The organism is Klebsiella indica, from assembly GCF_005860775.1.
In the GTDB taxonomy this organism is placed as follows: domain Bacteria; phylum Pseudomonadota; class Gammaproteobacteria; order Enterobacterales; family Enterobacteriaceae; genus Klebsiella; species Klebsiella indica.
In genome coordinates, this window is the sequence record NZ_VCHQ01000016.1 from 86,357 (window position 1) to 108,748 (window position 22,392).

Sequence of the window (22,392 nt, forward strand, 5' to 3'; positions counted from 1 at the left end):
CAACGGGAACTTAATAGTTCCCGTTGTTATTATTTTTATTGGAAGAGTTATCAAAATTTTATCAAAATAAATTATCAAAACCCCCATCCCTAAAAATTCTAAATGGCGACAGTGGTCCAGTCCTTTCCACGATCATCATGGTAGCGATCTGTCTGCTGTTGAGATTTATGTCCTGGCAGTTCCTTTGGCGGTCAACACCCTGAAACGTATTGCGCGCGGCATTCAGCGTTTCGTTATCGAAAGCGCATCGCCGTTTATCGTGAAGTGCAATCACACCACGACAAAAGGGAAATATGACTGTTTCCGGGGACAGTCGCTGGATGAACCGCTGCAGACGATTACGAAAACCCATGGCTACGCAATCGCGGTACCTCACCTGACAAAATTCCGTACCGGTGCAACAGGGCAGGAAGTCACCGAACCAGTACCGACTGTAACCGCTGGCACGTCGGCGCTCCCGGGCGGGAATGGTCATGCCCTCGGCATCGTTGAGGCAGCGCTGACGCCGTTTATTGTTGGGGCCGGTGGGCCAAAGTATTCGGCGAAGCCCCGCAGTATGGAAAGCCCGATGCACACCCTGTGCAATACGAATCATGCGTGCGTTATTGCGCCAGTTATCGCCCGGCAGTTTGGTGCCAGTGTAGGCCACTGCGCCGACGAGCCCAGCGCAACAATCACCGCGGGCGGCGGCGGTAAATCGCAACTGGTATCTGCATTCCTGGCGAAACACTACGGCGGGAACTATACCGGGGCGGGCGTAGGGCTGAATGAGCCAGCTCATTCAGTAACGACTGTAGACCATCACGCGGTGGTAGCTGCGCATCTTATGGTGAACAATACCGGCCATCCCGGCGGTTCCGTGGATTCCCCTGCGCATACAGTTACGACAGGAAATCACCATGCTGTGGTTGCTTCTCATCTGGTCAAATTGCGCGGTACCTGCCGCGACGGCCAGCGCACTGACGAGCCGATGCCGACAATTACGGCTGGTGGCCAGCATGTCGGTGAGGTTAAAACGACATTGGCGGTCGAGGACTACGACGAAGAGCGAGCGCAGCAGGTGCTGGCGTTCCTGCAAGAATACTGCGGAGAGGAATGCACCGGGCTGGTGGAAATTGGCGGAGTGACTTACCGCATCGTTGATATCGACATGCGCATGCTTCAGCCGCATGAGCTATACCGCGCGCAGGGATTCCCCGAGTGGTACATCATCGACCAGGACTACCGCGGCGTGAAGTACGCCAAAGATAAGCAGGTCGCGCGCTGCGGAAACGCCGTCCCTCCGCCGTTCGCGGAAGCACTTGTACGCGCAAATTTGCCGGAAATATGCCAGTCGAAAGATTTGGCTGCTTAACCTATAATCCCCCTCAGTAATTGTGGGGGAACAATGAAAAATATTAAATTGATGATGGGCATTACGATCATAGGAATGCTGTCAGGGTGTGCGGCAGTCCAATATAACGATGGTGAAAAGGTCAGTATTCAGTCCGATGCCTGGTATGGGCTGGATAGCTTACATGGCACAGCTGTTAAGGCATGTCAGCAGTATGGCAAGTCGAAAGCTGTGTATGTGCATAGCGCAAATATGAATCCGAACTTACCGAAAGGTAGTGGTGTGCAAAATACTATCTGGAAATGCGAACCCTAATCATGTCCAAATATGGTATTGCGGATAAATTGAAATAGATCTCGGCCTAATAATATTTGTTTACGCCGATGTGCTCTCCATAACATCAGAGAACACGTATCATTGAGTGTCAGGAGGACTTATGAGTGTTGGAAAGGCAGAACCAAAAAATCCGAATGCGGCCGATTACAAAATTTATGCTCGTCTTGACGCTGGAGAATCGCTGGAGAGCATCATCGCTAACCCACCGACAACGAAGTATGGAAGGCTTACTTGCGAGAACAATATTAGGCAAGAATATGGTTTCTGGAAGCGGTGGCGAAAGATGCATCCACGTCCGTAAACTAACCCAATGTGGCTGTTTTTAGTCCAAAATATTTTGATGCCAAATTTATAGAATGAGAAAAATAATCTATTCAGAGCTCCCGTTCAGGCGGCTATACGAAGGTGTGGCCGCTCCGATAAAATTTACGGAGTTCTGTTATGAAATCACAAAAGCGCGCTCTGCGCCGACATCATGCTGCAAGACTTAAATCAAAACGCAGACATTACCGCAATGCGTATTCTGGTGGGCCAGTTGCATTTGGTAAGGTATACCATACACCATGTCCGTGCTCCTGCTGGATGTGTGGTCATCAGCGCAGGTACCACGGTATGGGAAGACAAGAGATTAAAGCCCGGGCGCGATGCTCTTAATGATTAAACCCGCTTCAGCAGTCTGAGGCCCCCTTCCAGGGGGCCCCATTTAAAGCCACCTCTTCAATAGGTGGATTTTTACTGATGTCACCTCTGTATTTTTTTGTCAGCCGCCGGAGACGACAGCAACATAATCCTGCCAGTGCACAAACATGGTCAGCCCATTTTTATGCCTCATATGACACCATCAGGTCTCTTTTAACGATCGGCGTTTACCCACCGACGCTCAGTATTAAGGGATAAGGTAGTCGAGAGATGGCGAACTATTTTTTTTCTATTCCGAAAGTCTATTTTGGCGAAGATGCTATTAAGGCATTACGTCAGTTAGATCATAAACGGGTTGGGATTGTCACTGACAGCTTTATGGCGACTTCGGGTAAAACCCGCTATCTGATTAATGAGATGCCGCAGGCTTCCGTGTCTATTTTCAGCGACGTGAAACCCGATCCCAGCGTTGAAATCCTGCAAGCGGGGGCCGCCCAATTTAAAACATTTAAGCCGGATGTCATTATTGCGCTGGGCGGCGGTTCTTCACTTGATGCCGCAAAAGGGATTAAAGCCACGCTGGAAGAGTATTTCCCGGACCATGCGATTGCGCTTATTGCTATTCCCACCACCAGCGGTTCCGGTTCGGAAGTCACCTCCTATGCAATTATTTCCGATCCACAAAATGGGCGAAAATATCCGCTGATTGCCGACGAACTGGTGCCCGATTATGCCATCCTTGACCCGCATCTGGTGCTGTCTGTTCCCCGGCAAGTGGCGGTCGATACGGGCATGGATGTGCTGACGCATGCCATTGAAGCGTTGGTCTCCTCTGGCGCAAATGACTTCAGCGACGCGCTGGCGGAAAAAGCGATTGCCCTGACATGGCAATACCTTCCCGTGGTTTTCCGCAATGAACAAGATATTCAGGCACGCACCCATATGCACAACGCGTCCTGCATGGCCGGCATGGCGTTTAATTCCGCAGGCCTGGGGCTGGTGCACGGCATGGCGCATGCCATTGGCGGCATGCTGCATATACCGCATGGCAAGATCAACGCCATGTTGCTGCCTGTCGTTATTGCCTGGAACGCCAGTCATGCCGAACAAGCGATTCCGCGTTATTTAAAATGCGCCAGCATCATGGGTATTCAGGCTGCCACGGCGGAACAAACCCTCCGGGCACTGATCAACAGCATTCACGAGATTAATCGCTATTTCGGGATTCCTGCCACATTGCGGGAGCTGGGTAAAGATCTGACGGATTTCGAATCTTTACGTCAGCCGCTGATTAATGCGGCGTTAGCCGATGGATGTACCACGTCAAATCCCTGCCAGCCAGGGGCCGCAGATGTGGACCAGCTACTGACGCAAATTGTCGGGTAAATCTGGATAAGTTTGTCCTGTGAATACCGGACAGTCAAAAAAGTCCTGCGTGACGGCAAAAAGCACAATTCAGGACTGAATATTCTGAAGATCGTTTTATTCCTCTTTTTCAGGTCGTTGACATGATGAATGATAACCAGCTGCAAGCCGAATTGATTACCCGGCAGATCCTTCAGGAACTGGCGGCCCGCGGCGCGATAGCAAGCAATGAAACAGGTACGCCGCGGACGCTGGAAATCCCGGTCGGCATTTCCAATCGCCATGTGCATTTGAGCCGGGAAGACATGGACGCGCTGTTTGGCTACGGCTCAACGCTCACCCGCATGAAAGCGGTAAAACAGCCCGGACAATACGCCGCCGAAGAGACGGTCACGCTGCGCGGCCCGAAAGGCGAATTAAGCAAGGTACGCGTACTTGGCCCACTGCGCAGCGCCACCCAGATTGAAATCTCCGTATCCGATAGCTTTGCCCTCGGCGTGAAAGCCCCCGTCAGGATGTCAGGCGATTTGCAGGACTCTCCGGGCATTGAAATCATCGGCCCGCGGGGATGCGTGAGCAAACCGAGCGGGGCGATTGTTGCCTGGCGGCATATTCATATTTCGCCAGCCGAGGCGGAGCAGTATGGGCTGCGCGACGGTATGGAAATCGATGTCCACATTGAAGGTCACCGGGGCGGCATTCTCAGCCATGTAGTGGTGCGTGTAAGCGCCGATGCCGTGCTGGAAATGCATATCGACGTGGAAGAAGCCAATGGCTTCGGCTTACGTAACGGCGACTGCGTAAAACGTGTACTGACGGAATGCCGTTATGGCTAAGAACCCCGAAACCCGGCGCTTACACGAACTGGCGGAATTGGTCAGCCGTGGCGAATGTCGTCGCGGTGAGGGGGGACTGAAAGTGGGTGTCGATCCCGGTACGGCCAATATCGCGATAATCGTTGTGGATGAAAACGATCGTCCAGTTGCTGGCATCAGTCATCCCTCGCGGGCGATCAAAGATGGTGTGGTGGTGGATTTTCTGACCGCCAGTCGGGTGGTTAGCGGGCTGAAAGCGACGCTGGAGGAACGGCTCGGCAGGCCGCTAACCCATGCGGCAACCGCAATCCCGCCGGGCATCATTCCCGGCAATACCAAAGTGATCGTCAATATGGTGGAAGCGGCCGGTTTCGAGGTGACGGACGTGGTGGATGAACCGGTTGCGGCGGCGCGGGCGCTTAACATCCGCGACGGCGCGGTTGTCGATGTCGGTGGCGGCACCACCGGGATCAGTATTCTGCGCAATGGCGAAGTTATCTTTAGCGCCGACGAGCCTACCGGCGGTAATCATATGACGCTGGTACTTTCCGGCGCGCTGGGCATCACTTTCGCTGAAGCGGAAGAGATGAAGAAATCACCTGAAAATGAAGAGCAGGTCTTCGCGCTGGTGCGTCCCGTAGCGGAAAAAATGGCCCATCTGGTGGCGACCTGGCTGGTGGAATATCCGGTTGAAACGCTCTATCTGGTCGGGGGCGCAAGCAGTTTTCCGCAGTTTGCCGATGTTTTTCGCAAATCTACCGGCAAACGGGTTGTTCAGGCCACGCAGCCGCTTTTGGTCACCCCGCTTGGCATTGCGATGCTGAGCCGCTGAGAAGGAAAACTATGGACTCGCAACGACTCTCTCGCCTGCTGGATACCATTATTGATGACATCCTGATGCAGCGGAAACAACGCCTGCAATCGCGAAACCGAGTGATGCGCGTGGTGATCAGCGGGGAAGATCTCACCACACTGCCCACGACGCTGGCGTGCCTCGCGGCGCTGGATCGTAGCGGTTATTTACTGGTTATGACATTCTCCTGGAGCGCCAGACACTCGTCGTTGCAATCCTCCTGCCTGGACGCGCTGGCCCGGCGCGGTATTGATGTCGTGTGCGATAACCGGGACCCGCAACCAGCAGAGACCCCCGCCACCGGCGTCTATTTTCCGGCCCTCTCCAGTAATAGTTTAAGCAAAATCGCCCTCGGTATTCGGGATAACCTGGTCTGTCGCTGGGCCTGGCATGCGCTCAGCGTGAATCAATCCGTCATCGTAACGCTTAATGGCGAATGCCGCGATGAGACGCTGCCGCAAGCGTTCCGCGCGCGTCTGGCGAACTATGCCAGCACGCTGGTGGAATATGGTTTCACCGTCATGGGCCATCAACACACCCACGGGAAACACAGGTCACCTACGCGTCATCACCCGCGGCTGGTAACCCTTAGCGATGTGCGTCAGTACCCAAAGGGCCAGACGCTGTATATCGGTAACCATACGCTAATCACTCCCGCTGCCCGCGATGAAATCCGGGATCGCGGTCTCGTCGTTGTTCAGAACCACCAGGAGGATACATGTATCTGGCAAAGGTAACCGGCGCGTTAGTTTCAACCACCAAACACGCTTCGCTCAATGGCGCGAAATTGCTGATTGTCGCCCGTCTGGATGAGCACTATCAGCCCACGGGCAAGGCACAGGTGGCCGTGGATTTTGTCGGCGCAGGGAATGGGGAAACGGTGATTGTGACCACGGGCAGTTCTGCCCGCATGAGTACCAGCAAAGAGCACTCCGTTATTGATGCCGCGGTCGTCGGTATCGTCGATTCGCTCGACCTGAATGGTCAGTGAGAGTCCTGAGAGGAAAAGCCATGCGCATTGAGCAAAACCGCGACCTGGAACAGCGCATTAATGAGGCGATTTCACGTCAATTGCCGGTTCGGCGCATGTCGCTGAGCCTCGCTGACGCCAGGCGACTGGCGCAATATGCCAGCGATGCCGCCGACGCCGCCGATGTTCCCATTGTTTTCAGTCTGGTGGATGCCTGCGGTCAGCAACGCTACTTCTTTAGCATGGACAACGCGCTGCTTGTCAGCCACCGGCTGGCCGGGCAAAAGGCCTGGACAGCAGTGGCGCTAAAAATACCGACGCATCAGCTTGCGGGCGAAGTACAACCCGGTGCCAGCCTGTATGGTTTGCAAAATGAACCCGGCATCTGCTGTTTTGGCGGCGGATTGCCCTGCTGGTCAGACGGTGTGCTGCTTGGGGCGATCGGCATCAGCGGCGGCAGCGTTGAGGAAGATATTGCGATTGCCAGCGAGACGCTCGCGCGTTTCAGCCGTGAACGGTTTCCACTCACGCCTTTCAATAGATAGTTTTTGAAAAGACAAATACGGACAGAGGTTATCATGTCGCTAGCATCATTGGTTCTGGTTATTAACTGTGGATCATCGTCACTAAAATTTTCGCTTATCCCACTGGATGAGGAGACGCCATTACTCTCTGGTCTGGCTGAAAAGCTTGGACTGACAGACGCCTGCATCACATTCAAAGATGCGGCAGGGGGGAAAACCACGGCGCGACTTGCTGAATCCACCCATAACAGTGCGTTAAAAACGCTTTTCTCCCGGCTCGATAATATGGGGATGCTTGAACGCGTATGCGCCATCGGTCATCGCGTGGCGCATGGCGGCAGAGATTTCAAACAATCTGTTCTGCTTACACCGTCGGTGATTGCGCGGATTCGTGAGCTTTCGGCCCTGGCGCCGTTGCATAACCCGGCTAATCTGATTGGCATTGAGGCAACCCTGTCGTTGTTACCGCAGTTGCCCCAGGTGGCCGTCTTTGACACGGCATTCCACCAGACCCTGCCGCCAGAAGCCTATACCTACGCCATTCCGCTTGAGTATCAACAGCAACATCAGGTCCGACGATATGGTTTTCATGGTACATCGCATCGCTTTATCGCGGCGGAAGCCGTGGCGCGATTAAATCTTGATCCCGACGATCATGGCATTCTTATCGCGCATCTTGGCAACGGTTCGTCGGTATGCGCGGTGAAAAACGGGAAAAGCGTGGATACCTCAATGGGAATGACGCCCCTTGAAGGTCTGGTGATGGGAACGCGCTGCGGCGACCTGGATTTGGGCGCGGCAGCCTATATCGCCCGTTGTACAGGGCAGACCATCGAATCACTGTACAAAATGGCGAATAACGACTCAGGTTTATTGGGGTTGTCCGGTCTCTCCAGCGATTGCCGTACGTTGCAGGACGCACGCAGCAAAGGCGATCCCCGCGCAACGCTGGCTATTGATGTCATGGTTCACCGTCTTGCCCGCCATCTTGGCGCGCACCTCGCCTCGTTGCACCGCTTTGATGCGCTTATTTTTACCGGCGGTATTGGCGAGAACTCTGCGCTGGTGCGTGAACTGACGGCCCGGCGGCTGGCTATCTTTGGTATACGCCTGGATACGGCGAAAAATGCGCAGATTGTTGCTGGCCGTGAGGGCGTTATTTCACTCCCAGGTTCTCCCGTTGTGGCAGTGATCCCCACCAATGAAGAAAAAATGATCGCGCAGGATGCCGCCGGGCTTTCAGCTTCATTTGAGGGCGCGGCCTGAGTCGCCATTATTGCGGATGGGGAGGATTTTATTGTCCAGTGGAATAGTGAATAGCAAGAAAGTCTATCTGGCGAACAAAACATTTTGTCTTTAGTGCAATAACATCATAGTGCATGAATTTATTAGGTATATGAATTTCCCTTCAGCGTTAATTCATTACTGACTTTACACTTACCTGGAAATATTGAGGTCGTTATGCAACAAGAAGCATTAGGTATGGTTGAAACAAAAGGTCTGGTATCGGCAATTGAAGCCGCAGATACCATGGTTAAATCTGCTAACGTAACGCTGGTTGGTTACGAAAAAATCGGTTCCGGGTTAGTTACTGTTATGGTCCGCGGCGACGTCGGGGCAGTAAAAGCGGCGACTGATGCGGGCTCCGCGGCGGCAGGGAAAGTGGGTGAACTGGTATCCGTACATGTTATTCCGCGCCCGCATATTGAAGTGGAAAAAATCCTGCCGAAAGCTGTCAGTTAATAAAGCCAGAGGATACTGACTATGAGAGATAATCTTGTTGAACAGATTATATCTGAAGTAATGAATAAGCAGACTGACGCCCAGACAAATAACAAAACAGCAGCCAGCTTTACCGGTTGTAGTTTAACGGAATTTGTCGGTACAGCGTTAGGGCATACCATCGGGCTGGTTATTGCTAATGTTGATCATCAACTACATGAAGCCATGAATATCGACAAGAAATATCGCTCAATTGGTATTCTTGGCGCACGCACTGGTGCCGGTCCGCATATTTTTGCTGCGGATGAGGCAATTAAAGCCACCAACAGCGAAATTCTTTCTATTGAGCTGGCACGTGATACAGAAGGCGGCGGCGGTCATGGTTGCTTAATTATCTTCGGTGCATCTGATGTGTCCGATGTTCGTCGTGCGGTTGAAGTCGCTCTGGCGGAAATTGAACGCACAATGGGTGATGTCTATGGTACGCCGGCCGGCCACCTTGAGTTCCAGTATACCGCTCGCGCCAGCTATGCCCTTAACAAGGCTTTCGGCGCACCGATCGGTAAATCCTTTGGCATGACCTGCGCTTCCCCTGCGGCGATTGGTGTGGTGGTTGCCGATGCGGCGGCGAAAGCCGCGGTGATTGAACCTGTGGGTTATGCGAGCCCGGCGAAAGGCACCAGCTTTAGTAATGAAGTGATTTTCACTTTTGCCGGTGACTCGGGTGCCGTTCGTCAGGCGGTTATTGCAGCAAGAGATGTTGGAATGCAACTGCTGTCCACCCTGGATCCGGCGCCAATCAAATCGACAACAACACCGTACATTTGATGGCGGGCGGCAACGTGTGTGAAGTGAAGTAAGGAAAGTAGAGCATGAACGATCTTGAAATTACTCAGGCCGTTTCCCGCGTACTGAGTAAGTACACAAAAACAACGCCGGAAACTCAGGCCTCCGGCACGCCTGCTACAGCGCCCGTCGCCGATAGCGCCAGTATTGAAGCGATTGTCGCCAGCGTACTGGCGAGCCGTTTGGCAACGGCGCCAGCTGCGGAGAATGCCTCTGGCGACGGCGCTTTCGCGACAATGGATGAGGCGATTAGCGCCGCGCAGCACGCACAGATCCAATATCGTCACTGCTCCATGCAGGATCGTGCCAGTTTTGTTGATGGAATTCGCACGCTTTTTCTGCAGGATGATGTGTTGCAGGCGATTTCCAGAATGGCGGTAGAAGAAACCGGAATGGGCAATTATGCTGACAAACTGGTGAAAAACCGCGTTGCCGCGCAAAAAACCCCTGGCATTGAAGATCTGTCAACCGGTGCGCTCAGTGGTGACGGCGGTCTGACGCTGACCGAACACTCAGCCTACGGTGTTATTGGTTCCATTACGCCGACCACCAACCCGACGGAGACCATTATTAATAACGCCATCGGCATGCTGGCGGCGGGTAATACGGTGGTCTTTAGTCCTCATCCGCGTTCACGTAACGTTTCACTGCATTGCGTCGCCCTGATCAACCAGCAGCTGGCACGGCTTGGCGCGCCCGCCAATCTGGTTGTGACGGTAACGCAGCCCTCGATTGATAACACTAACGCCTTAATCAACGATCCCCGGGTCAATATGCTGGTGGCAACCGGTGGTCCGGGCATTGTCAAAACGGTTATGTCGTCAGGTAAAAAGGCGATTGGCGCTGGCGCTGGCAACCCACCTGCGGTGGTGGATGAAACCGCCAATATCGAGAAGGCCGCCCGGGATATCATCAATGGCTGCAGTTTTGATAATAACCTGCCTTGCGTGGCTGAAAAGGAGGTCATCGTTGTCAACGAGGTGGCGGATTATCTTATCCATTGCATGAAGAAAAGCGGGGCCTGGCTGCTGTGCGATAAGCAGCTTATTCAGCAGCTGCAGTCGCGGGTGTTGAATGAAAAAGGCACCGGGCCGAATACGGCGTTCGTGGGTAAAGATGCCCGCTATATTCTGCAGCAGATAGGTATTAGCGTACCGGAAGAGATCAAAGTGATTCTGATCGAAACCGAGCGTGATCATCCTTTCGTCGTACATGAACTGATGATGCCGATTCTGCCGGTCGTGCGGGTCGAAAATGTCGATGAAGCGATCGATCTGGCGGTGAAAGTGGAACACGGTAACCGCCATACGGCCATGATGCACTCCACCAATGTGGAGAAGCTCACCAAAATGGCGCGTCTGATCCAGACCACTATTTTCGTGAAAAACGGCCCGTCATACGCAGGTATTGGTGTGGGCGGCGAAGGTCATGCCACGTTTACCATCGCCGGGCCGACCGGGGAAGGGCTGACCTCTGCGCGCACCTTCAGCAGAAACCGCCGGTGTGTGATGGTCGAAGCGCTGAATATTCGCTGATATAAGCAGGACGGGTAACGCTGAGATGAAAAAACGGATTATCAACGCGCCGACGCCAGAAACGCTGGCCATGCTGAAACGACGAATGCCATCTGAGTCACGCAGTCGTCTGGAAAGGGTTCGTATTGACGCGGTCGGGTTGATTATGTTGCCAATACCGGATTTGTACTTTTATGCCGATCAGGCCAGTAAAAGCGCACATGTTGCGGTATCGGAAATCTTTGGCAGTTGCCCGCAACATATCACAACGCTGGCCATATTCGGCGAAGTCGCCGCAGTGAATGAAGCCATGCGCGTTATTGAAGATGATGACAATACATTCTGAGAGTTCGCTTATGAAAAGAATTTTGATGCTCGCAGGCGATTTCTCTGAAGACTATGAAGTCATGGTGCCATGGCAGGCATTAAGCATGTTAGGTTTCAGAGTGGATGTTGTTTGCCCAGGGAAACGCGTGGGAGAATATATTAAGACCGCAATTCATGATTTTGAAGGCGATCAAACCTATACCGAAAAACCCGGGCATTTATTTCGCTTAACTGCCTCCTTTGATGAAATCAGGATGCAAGAATACGGCGGCGTATACATTGTTGGCGGTCGTGCGCCAGAATATTTACGCCTCAATAAATCGGTACTGAATATTATTCATTATGCGAATAATTTTTCACTGCCCATTGCGGCAATCTGTCACGGTCCGCAAATTCTGGTGGCCGCCGGTATTTTGAAAGGAAAAAAATTAACGGGATATTTCACCCTGAAACCAGAGATTGAAATGGCCGGGGGGAGCTGGGTTACTGCAGCTGATGATGAAGCTGTTCAGGACGGAAAGCTGGTGACGGCCACAACCTGGAAGGCGCACCCGGCAATATTACGTTATTTCATTAGTTTAATAGGTGCCAACATTATTCACTAGTGTATTCAGCTCTGCCGTCAGATTAAACAATTCAGGTGTGGTTGATCAATCACGCTAATATCATTTCGGGAGTTATTGTATGTTAGAGAAAGGCTTTACTCATCCGACCGATCGTGTTGTAAGACTCAAAAATATGATTCTGCATGCTAAACCCTATGTGGAATCTGAGCGTGCAGTGCTGGCCACTGAGGCGTATAAAGAAAATGAACATCTTCCTGCAATTATGCGTCGCGCAAAAGTCGTTGAAAAGATATTCAATGAATTACCCGTCACCATTCGTCCGGACGAATTAATTGTCGGTGCGGTCACCATTAATCCGCGTTCCACGGAGATCTGCCCTGAATTCTCCTACGACTGGGTTGAGAAAGAGTTCGACACCATGGAGCACCGCGTCGCTGACCCGTTCATTATTCCGAAGAAAACCGCGGATGAGCTGCATCAGGCATTTCAATACTGGCCGGGCAAAACCACCAGCTCGCTGGCCGCCTCTTATATGTCTGAGGAGACCAAAGAGAGTATGGCCAGCGGTGTATTCACCGTGGGGAACTATTTCTTCGGCGGTGTCGGCCATGTCAGCGTCGACTACGGTAAGGTACTGAAAATCGGTTTTCGCGGTATTATCAATGAAGTCACCCGGGCGCTGGAAAATCTTGACCGCAGTTCGCCGGACTACATTAAAAAAGAGCAGTTCTATAACGCCGTCATCGTGAGCTATCAGGCGGCGATCAATTTCGCGCATCGCTACGCCCAGGAAGCGTCCCGTCTGGCACGGGAAGAACGCGATCCTACCCGCCAGCGTGAACTGGAACAAATTGCGCAAAACTGTACCCGCGTACCGGAATATGGCGCGACCACCTTCTGGGAAGCCTGTCAGACATTCTGGTTTATTCAGAGCATGCTGCAGATTGAGTCCAGTGGTCACTCGATTTCTCCGGGGCGTTTTGACCAGTATATGTACCCCTATCTGGCCGCGGACAAATCGATCAGCAATGAATTTGCTCAGGAACTGGTGGACTGCTGCTGGATCAAACTTAACGATATCAACAAAACCCGCGACGAAGTCTCTGCTCAGGCCTTCGCCGGTTATGCCGTATTCCAGAACTTGTGCGTAGGTGGCCAAACGGAAGATGGTCGCGATGCGACCAACCCGTTAACCTACATGTGCATGGAAGCCACCGCCCATGTGCGTTTGCCGCAACCCTCTTTCTCTATCCGCGTCTGGCAGGGCACCCCGGACGAGTTCCTCTATCGCGCCTGTGAACTGGTGCGTCTGGGCCTTGGCGTACCCGCCATGTATAACGATGAGGTGATTATTCCGGCGTTGCAAAACCGCGGCGTCTCCCTGCACGATGCGCGTGACTATTGCATCATCGGTTGCGTGGAACCGCAGGCACCGCATCGTACGGAAGGCTGGCACGATGCGGCTTTCTTCAACGTGGCTAAAGTCCTGGAAATCACCCTCAACAACGGGCGGGCCGGTAACAAACAGCTCGGTCCGGTTACCGGAGAGATGACGCAGTACACCTGCATGGACGACTTCTATACCGCTTTCAAAAAACAGATGGCGCACTTTGTTCACCAGTTAGTCGAAGCCTGTAACAGCGTTGACATCGCCCATGGAGAACGCTGCCCGCTGCCGTTCCTTTCCGCGCTGGTGGATGATTGTATTGGTCGCGGTAAATCCCTGCAGGAAGGTGGCGCAATCTATAACTTTACCGGCCCGCAGGCGTTCGGCGTCGCGGATACTGGCGACTCGGTTTATGCCATTCAGAAGCAGGTGTTTGAAGATCGCCGTATGACTCTCCAGGAGTTGAAAGGCGCGCTGGATGCTAACTTCGGTTATCCGGTTGGCGGCAACCCGCATAGCGCCGCGGAGAAATCTTCCCTGGGCGAGCAGGATATCTATGAGGTGGTCAAACGGATTATCGATCAGCACGGCTCCCTCAATCCGGCGGCGATTAAAAATGAAGTCTACCGTCAGCTCTCCGCTAACGGCGCTGGCGCCGAGTCCGCTTCAGGCAACGCGCGTTATGAAGAGATCCGCCATATTCTGGAAAACACGCCTTGTTTCGGTAACGACATCGACGACGTTGACCTTGTTGCCCGCAACTGCGCATTGATTTACTGCCAGGAAGTGGAGAAATACACCAACCCGCGCGGCGGTCGTTTCCAGGCCGGCATCTACCCGGTATCGGCTAACGTGCTGTTTGGTAAAGACGTCAGCGCGCTGCCGGATGGCCGTCTGGCGAAAGAGCCGCTGGCGGACGGCGTATCGCCGCGTCAGGGGAAAGATACCCTTGGCCCAACCGCTGCGGCCAACTCCGTGGCCAAGCTGGATCACTTCATCGCCTCAAACGGCACGCTCTATAACCAGAAGTTCCTGCCGTCGTCGCTGGCCGGCGAGAAAGGTCTGCGTAACTTTGGCGGACTGGTGCGCAACTACTTCGATAAGAAAGGGATGCACGTCCAGTTCAACGTTATCGATCGCAATACGTTAGTGGAGGCGCAGAAAAATCCGCAGCAGCATCAGGATCTTGTCGTTCGCGTTGCCGGCTATAGCGCCCAGTTCGTGGTGCTGGCCAAAGAAGTTCAGGATGACATTATCAGCCGTACCGAACAGCATTTCTGATTTTGTCTCTCCTGTCCGGGCCATGCCGGGAGGCATGGCCCGCTATCGGACCCGATTTTAGCGGCTGGCCTGTTTATTACCGCGTGGTCGCTTTTTTGATGAGTGATGTTATGAATAGAGTCGAATACGATACCGAGGGCGTTTTATTCAATATTCAACGCTATTCGCTGCACGATGGCCCAGGTATCCGGACAATCCCTTTTTTTAAAGGCTGCCCCCTGGCGTGCAAATGGTGCAGTAATCCTGAATCGCAACGTCCGCAACCTGAGCTAATTTATAAAAAGAGCGATTGTATTCAGTGCGGGAAATGTATTGCTACCTGTAAGCAAAAGGCGCTCTCTCCCGGCAACCCCTTTTTTATCGATCGCGAACGTTGTATCCAGTGCGGTGATTGTACGCGCGTTTGTCCGACCCAGGCGCTGGAGATGAAAGGTAAACGCATGACGGTGAGTGAAGTTATGCGTGAATTGCAGAAGGAAGAGAATCTGTTTCGTCGTTCCGGCGGCGGGGTAACGTTATCGGGCGGCGAGCCGCTGGCGCAGCCGGAATTCGCCCGTGAATTATTAAAGGCGTGCAAAGAAAAAGGCTGGCATACCGCAATAGAAACTACCGGGTTTGCCCGCAAAGAGGTGATCGAAGATGTCTTTCCGTGGATTGATCTGGCATTGACCGATATTAAAGCGATAAATCCAGCGGTACATAAAGCGAATACCGGGGTAGATAACAGTCAAATTCTGGAAAACCTACTGCGAATTTCATTTATCACCAACGTTATCGTCCGCATACCGGTCATTCCTGGCGTCAACGACAATCCGGAGGAGATTCGTAGCATTGCCGAATTTGCCCGCCTGATGTCCGGTGTCGATACTATTCATCTGCTGCCATATCATACGTTTGGCGAGAATAAATATAATTTGCTCGGCAGAATTTATCCAATGGGAGATGCCGCCGCGCACTCAGAAGAAAAAATGGACAGTCTTAAAAAAGTGGTTGAGTCAATGGGTTTTCACTGCCATATCGGCGGCTAAGCAGTAGCAGAAAGATGATTCTGGTTAATTTTAATTGTCCTCTCGTACCCACAATTCATTAAGCGATATACGGCGATAATATCGCTTAAGACAGGAAAATATTATGAGCGAATCAACTGAGACGTTAAAAGGGCAGTGCATTGCCGAATTTCTCGGTACCGGACTGTTTATGTTCTTCGGCACCAGCGTACTTTGCGCGACCAAAGTGGCTGGCGCCAGCTTTGGCCTTTGGGAAATATGTATCGTATGGGGCCTGGCTATATCCCTTGCCGTGTATTTGACGGCGGGGATATCCGGTGCGCATCTTAACCCGGCGGTGACTATTGCGTTATGCGTATTTGCTAACTTTGATGTAAAAAAAGTTGTGCCCTATATTCTGGCGCAGATGGTCGGCGCGTTTTGCGGCGCGGCGCTCACTTATCTGCTGTATCACAATATGTTTGCTGATTATGAACAACTCCACCATATGGTACGTGGAAGTCAGGATAGTCTGTACTTAGCCAGCATATTTTCGACTTATCCGGCGCCGAGTATTAGCGTCTGGCTGGCCGCGCTGGTAGAAATTGTGATTACCTCGATGCTCATCGGGCTAATTATGGCGTTGACTGATGATGGTAATGGTGTGCCTAAAGGCCCGCTGGCGCCATTATTGATTGGTTTACTGGTTGCGGTTATCGGCGCGGCAACGGCGCCATTGACCGGGTTTGCCATGAACCCTGCCCGTGATTTTGGCCCGAAACTTTTCACCTGGCTGAACGGCTGGGGATCGATTGCAATGACGGGAGGCCGGGAAATTCCTTATTTCCTTGTCCCTCTGATCGCCCCGGTGATTGGCGGGCTTCTCGGCGCAGCCATTTATCGTTATGGCATCGGACGTAATCTGCCCGCAGCCAGAGGGGAGGAAATCGCGAAGAATACCGCAGTCTGATCCTAATAAATTCTCTGCGGGGTAGCGGTGAACGGAACCCGTGCCGTTGGGCTTATATTTATGGGGTTTGTAGGTCAGGTAAGGCGTCAGCCGCCACCTGACAGGAATACGGGCATGACAGCTAAAACAGGCCTCTCATCCCCCCGGTGAGAACAGTGCTGGTTCCTCACATTCTGACATTCTGGTTCAGTGGGCTGTTCCGTTCACTGTGAATACGCGGATAGTTTTTCTGTCCGTTGCGTGTGAACGGGCAGGGGGACGTTTCGCCCGTCCCCCTGCACCCCCGGCATGGCGCTGAAAACCTGCCGCTGCGCGGTCCGCTCCACTCCGGCTTCATCTGGCGGACCGGCTGAGACGCGGCATCCTTGCCGCGACTCAGCCTCTGGCCGCCGTCCTGGCGACCAGTCCTGGATGCGCGCCTGCGTTCCCGCCAGGTTTCCCTGATGCGCCCAACCCCCCGGCGGTAAGCCCGCAGGAAACCTGCAACTGCCTGACCGCTGAAGGTGATAAAAAACTGTTTCTTTAAGCAGCGACGAATACGCTGCTGAAAGCACAAAACTCACAGCGATGCCCTGGTGCCCGCTGAAACCGGCGAACCGGAGACCCGAAGACAAGGGCTGGACGCCAGGGATGGTGGCCAGAGGCGAATCGAGGCATGACAAAATTGCCCGGAGCAATTTTGAACAGCGCTTGCGCTGGCCCTGAAAGGGCGGGTCCCAGGGATGGGACGAGTAGTACCGAGTTGAGCCGACCGCAGGCTGAGGGTCGGGAGGTGAGCGCAGTGCGCAGCACCGGTTTCTCTGCGGGACCGCGGGGATAGTAAAGGGGGAGACGGTTTTCTCCCCCTTTACCCGTTCACGGGCGACGGTCATCCATTTTCTGAGGGGTTACGGTGAACGGAACCCGTGGCGCAGGGCTTATATTTATGGGGTTTGTAGGTCAGGTAAGGCGTCAGCCGCCACCTGACAGGAATACGGGCATGACAGCTAAAACAGGCCTCTCATCCCCCCGGTGAGAACAGTACTGGTTCCTCACATTCTGACATTCTGGTTCAGTGGGCTGTTCCGTTCACTGTGAATACGCGGATAGTTTTTCTGTCCGTTGCGTGTGAACGGGCAGGGGGACGTTTCGCCCGTCCCCCTGCACCCCCGGCATTGCGCTGAAAACCTGCCGCTGCGCGGTCCGCTCCACTCCGGCTTCATCTGGCGGACCGGGCGCGACTCGACGGCCTTGTCTCGACCCGCCCTCTGGCCGCCGTCCTGGCGACCAGTCCTGGATGCGCGCCTGCGTTCCCGCCAGGTTTCCCTGATGCGCCCACCCCCCCGGCGGTGAGCCCGCAGTAAACCTGCAACTGCCTGGCCGCTGAAAGTGATAAAACACAGTTTCTTTAAGCAGCGACGAATACCCTGCTGAAAGCACAAAACTCACAGCGATGCCCTGGTGCCCGCTGAAACCGGCGAACCGGAGACCCGAAGACAAGGGCTGGACGCCAGGGATGGCGGCCAGAGGCGAATCGAGACAGGCCGTCGAGTTGAGCCGACCGCAGGCTGAGGGTCGGGAGGTGAGCGCAGTGCGCAGCACCGGTTTCTCTGCGGGACCGCGGGGATAGTAAAGGGGGAGACGGTTTTCTCCCCCTTTACCCGTTCACGGGCGACGGTCATCCATTTTCTGAGGGGTTACGGTGAACGGAACCCGTGGCGCAGGGCTTATATTTATGGGGTTTGTAGGTCAGGTAAGGCGCCAGCCGCCACCTGACAGGAATACGGGCATGATAGCTAAAACAGGCCTCTCATCCCCCCCCGGTGAGAACAGTGCTGGTTCCTCACATTCTGACATTCTGGTTCAGTGGGCTGTTCCGTTCACTGTGAATACGCAGATAGTTTTCTGACCCTTGCGTGTGAACGGGCAGGGGGACGTTTCGCCCGTCCCCCTGCACCCCCGGCATGGCGCTGAAAACCTGCCGCTGCGCGGTCCGCTCCACTCCGGCTTCATCTGGCGGACCGGGCGCGACTCGACGTCCTGTCTCGACACGCCCTCTGGCCGCCGTCCTGGCGACCAGTCCTGGATGCGCGCCTGCGTTCCCGCCAGGTTTCCCTGATGCGCCCAACCCCCCGGCGGTGAGCCCGCAGTAAACCTGCAACTGCCTGACCGCTGAAGGTGATAAAACACAGAACCTCCCCTGAAAAAACGAACAGCGACGAATACCCTGCTGAAAGCACAAAACCCGCAGCGATGCCCTGGTGCCCGCTGAAACCGGCGAACCGGAGACCCGAAGACAAGGGCTGGACGCCAGGGATGGCGGACAGAGGCGAATCGAGACAGGCCGTCGAGTTGAGCCGACCGCAGGCTGAGGGTCGGGAGGTGAGCGCAGTGCGCAGCACCGGTTTCTTTGCGGGACCGCGGGGATTGTAAAGGGGAGACGGTTTTCTCCCCCTTTACCCGTTCACGGGCGACGGTAGTTCATTTTCTGCGGGATTAAGGTGAACGGAACCGGTGGCGCAGGGCCTGTATTTATGGTTTTCCAGGTCAGGTAAGGCGTCAGCCGCCACCTGACAGGAATACGGGCATGACAGCTAAAACAGGCCTCTCATCCCCCCGGTGAGAACAGTGCTGGTTCCTCACATTCTGACATTCTGGTTCAGTGGGCTGTTCCGTTCACAGCGAATACGCAGATAGATTTTCTGTCTAATTCGAGCTGCAGGACAAAACGGTTAACCGTTTTGCACAGCGCTTACGCTGGCCTCACAGAGGTGAGGCCACAGGCCAAATCACGCGGCAAGAGAGTCAATCTCCGGGAGCATAGATAGCTATGTGACGGGAGAAACGACAAATCTGTCAGCAACAGATTTGGACGTCGTAAAGCGACAGCCCGCAAGGGCGAGTCTCATGGATGAGACCAGTCACTCAGAAGCCAACACACATGCAACCTGAAGTATGACGAGTATAAATATTATTTTTAGCGCCGGGTGCTCTTTACCCTTGCCCGCAATGGCTTTTTATTGTCATTGGCCGTTTTTTCTGCCTTCTCTGTTATTAACAGAGAAGCCGGTACTGCCTCCACGCCACTCTGCGTGAGTTCAGACTCTGGCTGGGGAGAAACCGTGTCCGCCATATCCGTCACCACGTTCTCTTCTTGCGCCAGACAATCGGAGATAATCTCATCCGGTTCAACGTTAACGACCGGGATGATAGCTTCTTTATTTTCCTCTACTGGCGTGCTGCTTTGATCCACCGGCTTCATCGCTTCTACAGATTTCACTGGTTCCTGAGGCGCAACACCCTGCGTTTCCTTTGAGGCGATCAGTTCGTCAATGCCGGTTGCGGTACGGGCAATGACTTTCCAGGCGTAGACACTGCCCACGTTATTTGCAGCGGCAACGCCAGCGGAAACCGCCGCGTTCATCGCGCCGATTTCTCCCGTTAATTTCACCGTCACCAGACCGCCGCCTTTCGTCAACTCGTATCCGATCAGGTCGACATTCGCCGATTTCATTGCAGCATCGGCGGCTTCAATCGCCACCGTTAAGCCGACGGTTTCGATTAAGCCTAAGCTCTGTCCGGCCATAACTATCTCCTGTCATTTTTCAATTGAATGGGGTATCAGAGAGAGCACACGTCTGGCCTGCCGCTTCGTCACGCAGCAGTGCCGCTTTATCGGTGAGTTCCCAGGGAAAACCTTCGCGGCCAAAGTGGCCGTAACACGCGGTCTGACGATAACGGGGAGCCAGTAAATCAAGCTGGCGAATAATGCCATATACGCTCAGATCAAAATGACGTTCGACCATCCGGGTCAAAAACTCGGATGTGAGTCGCGACGTGCCGAAGGTATTAATACGTACAGAGACTGGCCGGGATAATCCGATGGCCCACGCCAGTTGCACTTCACAGCGCGTTGCCAGGCCGGCTGCAACGATATTTTTTGCTACATAGCGCGCGGCATAGGCGGCGGAGCGATCGACTTTAGACGGGTCCTTACCTGAAAATGCGCCACCGCCATGGCAGGCCGCGCCGCCGTAGGTATCGACGATGATTTTACGGCCGGTTAAACCACAATCCGCAGCCGGTCCGCCGTTAATGAATGGCCCCGCGGGGTTAATCAGCAAACGTGTTTCTGCCGTCAGCCAGGCAGCGGGAATGACGGGTTTAACGATCTCTTCGATAACCGCTTCACGCAGCAACGCAAGCGAAAGATCGGCACGATGCTGCGTGGACACCACGACTACTGCGGCATGGTGTATCTGGCCATTGCAATATTGCAACGTGAGCTGGCTTTTGGCATCCGGTAATAGCCCGTCAAGTTGGCCAGTTTTACGCAGTAGCGCCTGTCGTGCCATTAAGCGATGCGCATACAAAAGCGGGGCGGGCATGAGCTGCGGTGTTTCGTCGCACGCATAACCGAACGTGATCCCCTGGTCACCTGCGCCAGGCCCTGTCGGCGAGTTTGCGCGAATGCCTCTGGCGATATCGTCCGATTGTCGGCCCAACATGCTCATCACGGCACAGGTCGCACCGTCAAACCCTTTCGCGGAATCATCGTAACCAATGGATTTTACCGTCCGGCGAACAACGTGCTCGATATCAATATGCGCATCGGAGGCAATTTCACCGGCAAGGATCACCGCGCCGGTTTTCACCAGACATTCACAGGCGACTTTGGCCCAGGGGTCTTGCACCAGGTAAGCATCCAGAATGGCATCAGAGATCTGGTCAGCCATCTTATCCGGATGACCTTCGGCAACGGATTCTGAGGTAAAAAGATATTCAGACACGGCGGAACCACTGTTAAACAAGCGTATCTTATTTTAGCGGTTACCGTTTTGCTGGCGCGTAAACTATTTTGCCCGCGTGGCGGACTTTTTTGCGCTCGGCCATACTGCCAGCGCAAAAAATCCACGGTAAATCAGCACTACTCTGGTGATACAATGCGGCGGTAATCTGACGGGGCAATCCCCGTCTCTTTTTTGAAGATGCGGCAGAAATAATTCGCATCTTGCCACGAAAGTTCAAGTGCGATGGTGTTGATTTTTAAATCACTAAATTGCAACAGTGATTTCGCAATATTAATTTTACGGCTGGTAATGTAACTTGAAAAACCTGTCCCGGTACTCTTTTTAAATGCCCGGCTTAAATAGCAGGGACTCACGAACGCTTTCGCCGCTATGTCATCAAGGGTAAGGTTTTTAAGAATATTTTTCTCAATATGAAATTTTGCCCGGGAAACGAAATCCATCTCACCGTGAGTATTTTTTATCGCCTGTTCAAAAATGTCTTCGCTGAGACTTAACAAGCTGTTCATGGTATGCCAGTAGTGGCTGGCGGGTAGGCCTTTTTGATGGATATGTTGAACGATATCAGCCGCCTTATTGCGGCAGTGCTCATATTTTTCCCCTGATCCCGCAAGATATTGCTGGAGTAATTCAAGAACGTCGATCAGCGCCTTCGAGCGATCGCCGCCAAAAGCCCGGCCCGTACAGGCGGCATCAAGAATACTGAATAATAAAGTATGCCAGCCAGGATAGTCGCAGCGGCTAATCAGATCGCTAATATTTTGTCGCAGTTCGCGTATTGCTGACGCTTCTTCTTCATCGACCAGCAGGGTTTTGCGAATTGTGTCGCTCAGGGTGCTTTGCTTAACGGGCTTTAAAAGATAGTCGTCAATTTTCAGACTGAGCATATGGCGAACAATGTCAAAGTCATCGTTTGCCGTGGTGACAATGACTTTGGTCTCAGTATTCTTCTGTTTAAGATACTCAATGACCTGGTTACCATTGGGTAACGGGATGTTTATATCTACAAACATCATGTCTATTTGGTTAAGTTGATCAATGAGTTGAATGGCTTTTCTCCCCGTTGACGCTTCATGAATCACTGAATTTTCGACGCAGTGGGAAATGATGCGTTTTAACGCTTCCGATTCAATATACTCATCTTCGACAATGACAATATTATACATATTTA

18 protein-coding genes and 3 pseudogenes are annotated in these 22,392 nt (G+C 53.4%); 17 read left to right on the top strand and 4 right to left on the bottom strand.

Annotation, left to right across the window (positions count from 1 at the left end; genetic code table 11):
• Positions 1–98: 98 nt before the first annotated feature.
• Positions 99–185: pseudogene (locus tag FE839_RS24875) on the bottom strand (hypothetical protein); the annotation flags it as partial.
• Here FE839_RS24875 and FE839_RS12950 point away from each other — a divergent pair.
• The 17 genes and pseudogenes from FE839_RS12950 to FE839_RS13040 all read left to right on the top strand — a co-directional run.
• Positions 149–1,354 (top strand): annotated as a pseudogene (locus FE839_RS12950) (DNA cytosine methyltransferase); the annotation flags it as partial. The pseudogenes FE839_RS24875 and FE839_RS12950 overlap by 37 nt on opposite strands.
• Before the next feature lie 33 nt (positions 1,355–1,387).
• Complete coding sequence (locus FE839_RS12955) at positions 1,388–1,648, top strand: hypothetical protein (RefSeq protein WP_138361217.1); 261 nt, start codon at positions 1,388–1,390, stop codon at positions 1,646–1,648.
• A gap of 930 nt (positions 1,649–2,578) precedes the next feature.
• Complete coding sequence (locus FE839_RS12970; RefSeq protein ID WP_138361220.1) at positions 2,579–3,694, top strand: 1-propanol dehydrogenase PduQ; 1,116 nt, start codon at positions 2,579–2,581, stop codon at positions 3,692–3,694.
• Between the two features lie 125 nt (positions 3,695–3,819).
• A complete protein-coding gene (gene pduL, locus FE839_RS12975; RefSeq protein WP_138361310.1) occupies positions 3,820–4,509 on the top strand; it encodes a phosphate propanoyltransferase in 690 nt (229 codons plus the stop codon).
• Positions 4,502–5,320: an ethanolamine utilization protein EutJ gene (gene eutJ / locus FE839_RS12980; protein ID WP_138361221.1), complete on the top strand. Its 819-nt coding sequence runs from the start codon at positions 4,502–4,504 to the stop codon at positions 5,318–5,320. Before pduL ends, eutJ begins: the two co-directional genes overlap by 8 nt.
• A gap of 11 nt (positions 5,321–5,331) precedes the next feature.
• The gene (locus FE839_RS12985) at positions 5,332–6,078 is read left to right on the top strand and encodes a hypothetical protein (protein WP_138361222.1); all 747 of its coding nucleotides are present in this window, start codon (positions 5,332–5,334) and stop codon (positions 6,076–6,078) included.
• Positions 6,060–6,332 carry a EutN/CcmL family microcompartment protein gene (locus FE839_RS12990; protein WP_138361223.1) on the top strand — a complete coding sequence of 91 codons (273 nt, stop codon included), beginning with the start codon at positions 6,060–6,062 and terminating at the stop codon, positions 6,330–6,332. The genes FE839_RS12985 and FE839_RS12990 overlap by 19 nt, the downstream gene beginning before the upstream one ends.
• A 20-nt stretch (positions 6,333–6,352) precedes the next feature.
• Positions 6,353–6,856, top strand: a complete 504-nt coding sequence (locus tag FE839_RS12995) for a GlcG/HbpS family heme-binding protein (RefSeq protein WP_138361224.1) — start codon at positions 6,353–6,355, stop codon at positions 6,854–6,856.
• Positions 6,857–6,889: 33 nt separating this feature from the next.
• Positions 6,890–8,101 carry a propionate kinase gene (tdcD, locus tag FE839_RS13000; protein WP_138361225.1) on the top strand — a complete coding sequence of 404 codons (1,212 nt, stop codon included), beginning with the start codon at positions 6,890–6,892 and terminating at the stop codon, positions 8,099–8,101.
• A 195-nt stretch (positions 8,102–8,296) separates the two neighbouring features.
• The gene (gene grpH, locus FE839_RS13005; protein ID WP_004863596.1) at positions 8,297–8,578 is read left to right on the top strand and encodes a propanediol utilization system shell hexameric protein GrpH; all 282 of its coding nucleotides are present in this window, start codon (positions 8,297–8,299) and stop codon (positions 8,576–8,578) included.
• 21 nt (positions 8,579–8,599) lie between these two features.
• On the top strand, positions 8,600–9,385 hold the full coding sequence (pduB, locus tag FE839_RS13010; protein ID WP_138361226.1) for a propanediol utilization microcompartment protein PduB: 786 nt from the start codon (positions 8,600–8,602) through the stop codon (positions 9,383–9,385).
• A gap of 44 nt (positions 9,386–9,429) precedes the next feature.
• Complete coding sequence (locus FE839_RS13015) at positions 9,430–10,938, top strand: aldehyde dehydrogenase family protein (protein WP_138361227.1); 1,509 nt, start codon at positions 9,430–9,432, stop codon at positions 10,936–10,938.
• 25 nt (positions 10,939–10,963) lie between these two features.
• On the top strand, positions 10,964–11,263 hold the full coding sequence (locus FE839_RS13020; RefSeq protein WP_138361228.1) for a BMC domain-containing protein: 300 nt from the start codon (positions 10,964–10,966) through the stop codon (positions 11,261–11,263).
• Positions 11,264–11,273: 10 nt separating this feature from the next.
• Positions 11,274–11,849, top strand: coding sequence for a DJ-1/PfpI family protein (locus FE839_RS13025; RefSeq protein ID WP_138361229.1), 576 nt, complete (start codon positions 11,274–11,276; stop codon positions 11,847–11,849).
• A 79-nt stretch (positions 11,850–11,928) separates the two neighbouring features.
• On the top strand, positions 11,929–14,478 hold the full coding sequence (grpM, locus tag FE839_RS13030; protein ID WP_138361230.1) for a glycyl radical diol dehydratase GrpM: 2,550 nt from the start codon (positions 11,929–11,931) through the stop codon (positions 14,476–14,478).
• A gap of 110 nt (positions 14,479–14,588) precedes the next feature.
• The gene (locus FE839_RS13035) at positions 14,589–15,506 is read left to right on the top strand and encodes a glycyl-radical enzyme activating protein (RefSeq protein WP_138361231.1); all 918 of its coding nucleotides are present in this window, start codon (positions 14,589–14,591) and stop codon (positions 15,504–15,506) included.
• A gap of 103 nt (positions 15,507–15,609) precedes the next feature.
• Entirely contained in the window at positions 15,610–16,434 is an 825-nt protein-coding gene (locus tag FE839_RS13040; RefSeq protein ID WP_138361232.1) for an MIP/aquaporin family protein, read from the top strand.
• 3,298 nt (positions 16,435–19,732) lie between these two features.
• On the opposite strand, the pseudogene FE839_RS25110 reads toward FE839_RS13040, so the two are convergent.
• The 3 genes and pseudogenes from FE839_RS25110 to FE839_RS13055 form a co-directional block, all read right to left on the bottom strand.
• Positions 19,733–19,999: pseudogene (locus FE839_RS25110) on the bottom strand (BMC domain-containing protein); the annotation flags it as partial.
• A 19-nt stretch (positions 20,000–20,018) separates the two neighbouring features.
• Complete coding sequence (gene metK / locus FE839_RS13050; protein WP_138361234.1) at positions 20,019–21,203, bottom strand: methionine adenosyltransferase; 1,185 nt, start codon at positions 21,201–21,203, stop codon at positions 20,019–20,021.
• A gap of 137 nt (positions 21,204–21,340) precedes the next feature.
• Positions 21,341–22,387 carry a response regulator gene (locus FE839_RS13055; RefSeq protein ID WP_138361235.1) on the bottom strand — a complete coding sequence of 349 codons (1,047 nt, stop codon included), beginning with the start codon at positions 22,385–22,387 and terminating at the stop codon, positions 21,341–21,343.
• Between the last annotated feature and the right edge of the window lie 5 nt (positions 22,388–22,392).

Bases quoted from the DNA above. Each gene is read 5' to 3' on its own strand.
- FE839_RS12955 (WP_138361217.1), top strand. From the start codon at position 1,388: ATGAAAAATATTAAATTGATGATGGGCATTACGATCATAGGAATGCTG.
- FE839_RS12970 (WP_138361220.1), top strand. From the start codon at position 2,579: ATGGCGAACTATTTTTTTTCTATTCCGAAAGTCTATTTTGGCGAAGAT.
- pduL (WP_138361310.1), top strand. From the start codon at position 3,820: ATGAATGATAACCAGCTGCAAGCCGAATTGATTACCCGGCAGATCCTT.
- eutJ (WP_138361221.1), top strand. From the start codon at position 4,502: ATGGCTAAGAACCCCGAAACCCGGCGCTTACACGAACTGGCGGAATTG.
- FE839_RS12985 (WP_138361222.1), top strand. From the start codon at position 5,332: ATGGACTCGCAACGACTCTCTCGCCTGCTGGATACCATTATTGATGAC.
- FE839_RS12990 (WP_138361223.1), top strand. From the start codon at position 6,060: ATGTATCTGGCAAAGGTAACCGGCGCGTTAGTTTCAACCACCAAACAC.
- FE839_RS12995 (WP_138361224.1), top strand. From the start codon at position 6,353: ATGCGCATTGAGCAAAACCGCGACCTGGAACAGCGCATTAATGAGGCG.
- tdcD (WP_138361225.1), top strand. From the start codon at position 6,890: ATGTCGCTAGCATCATTGGTTCTGGTTATTAACTGTGGATCATCGTCA.
- grpH (WP_004863596.1), top strand. From the start codon at position 8,297: ATGCAACAAGAAGCATTAGGTATGGTTGAAACAAAAGGTCTGGTATCG.
- pduB (WP_138361226.1), top strand. From the start codon at position 8,600: ATGAGAGATAATCTTGTTGAACAGATTATATCTGAAGTAATGAATAAG.
- FE839_RS13015 (WP_138361227.1), top strand. From the start codon at position 9,430: ATGAACGATCTTGAAATTACTCAGGCCGTTTCCCGCGTACTGAGTAAG.
- FE839_RS13020 (WP_138361228.1), top strand. From the start codon at position 10,964: ATGAAAAAACGGATTATCAACGCGCCGACGCCAGAAACGCTGGCCATG.
- FE839_RS13025 (WP_138361229.1), top strand. From the start codon at position 11,274: ATGAAAAGAATTTTGATGCTCGCAGGCGATTTCTCTGAAGACTATGAA.
- grpM (WP_138361230.1), top strand. From the start codon at position 11,929: ATGTTAGAGAAAGGCTTTACTCATCCGACCGATCGTGTTGTAAGACTC.
- FE839_RS13035 (WP_138361231.1), top strand. From the start codon at position 14,589: ATGAATAGAGTCGAATACGATACCGAGGGCGTTTTATTCAATATTCAA.
- FE839_RS13040 (WP_138361232.1), top strand. From the start codon at position 15,610: ATGAGCGAATCAACTGAGACGTTAAAAGGGCAGTGCATTGCCGAATTT.
- FE839_RS13055 (WP_138361235.1), bottom strand. From the start codon at position 22,387: ATGTATAATATTGTCATTGTCGAAGATGAGTATATTGAATCGGAAGCG.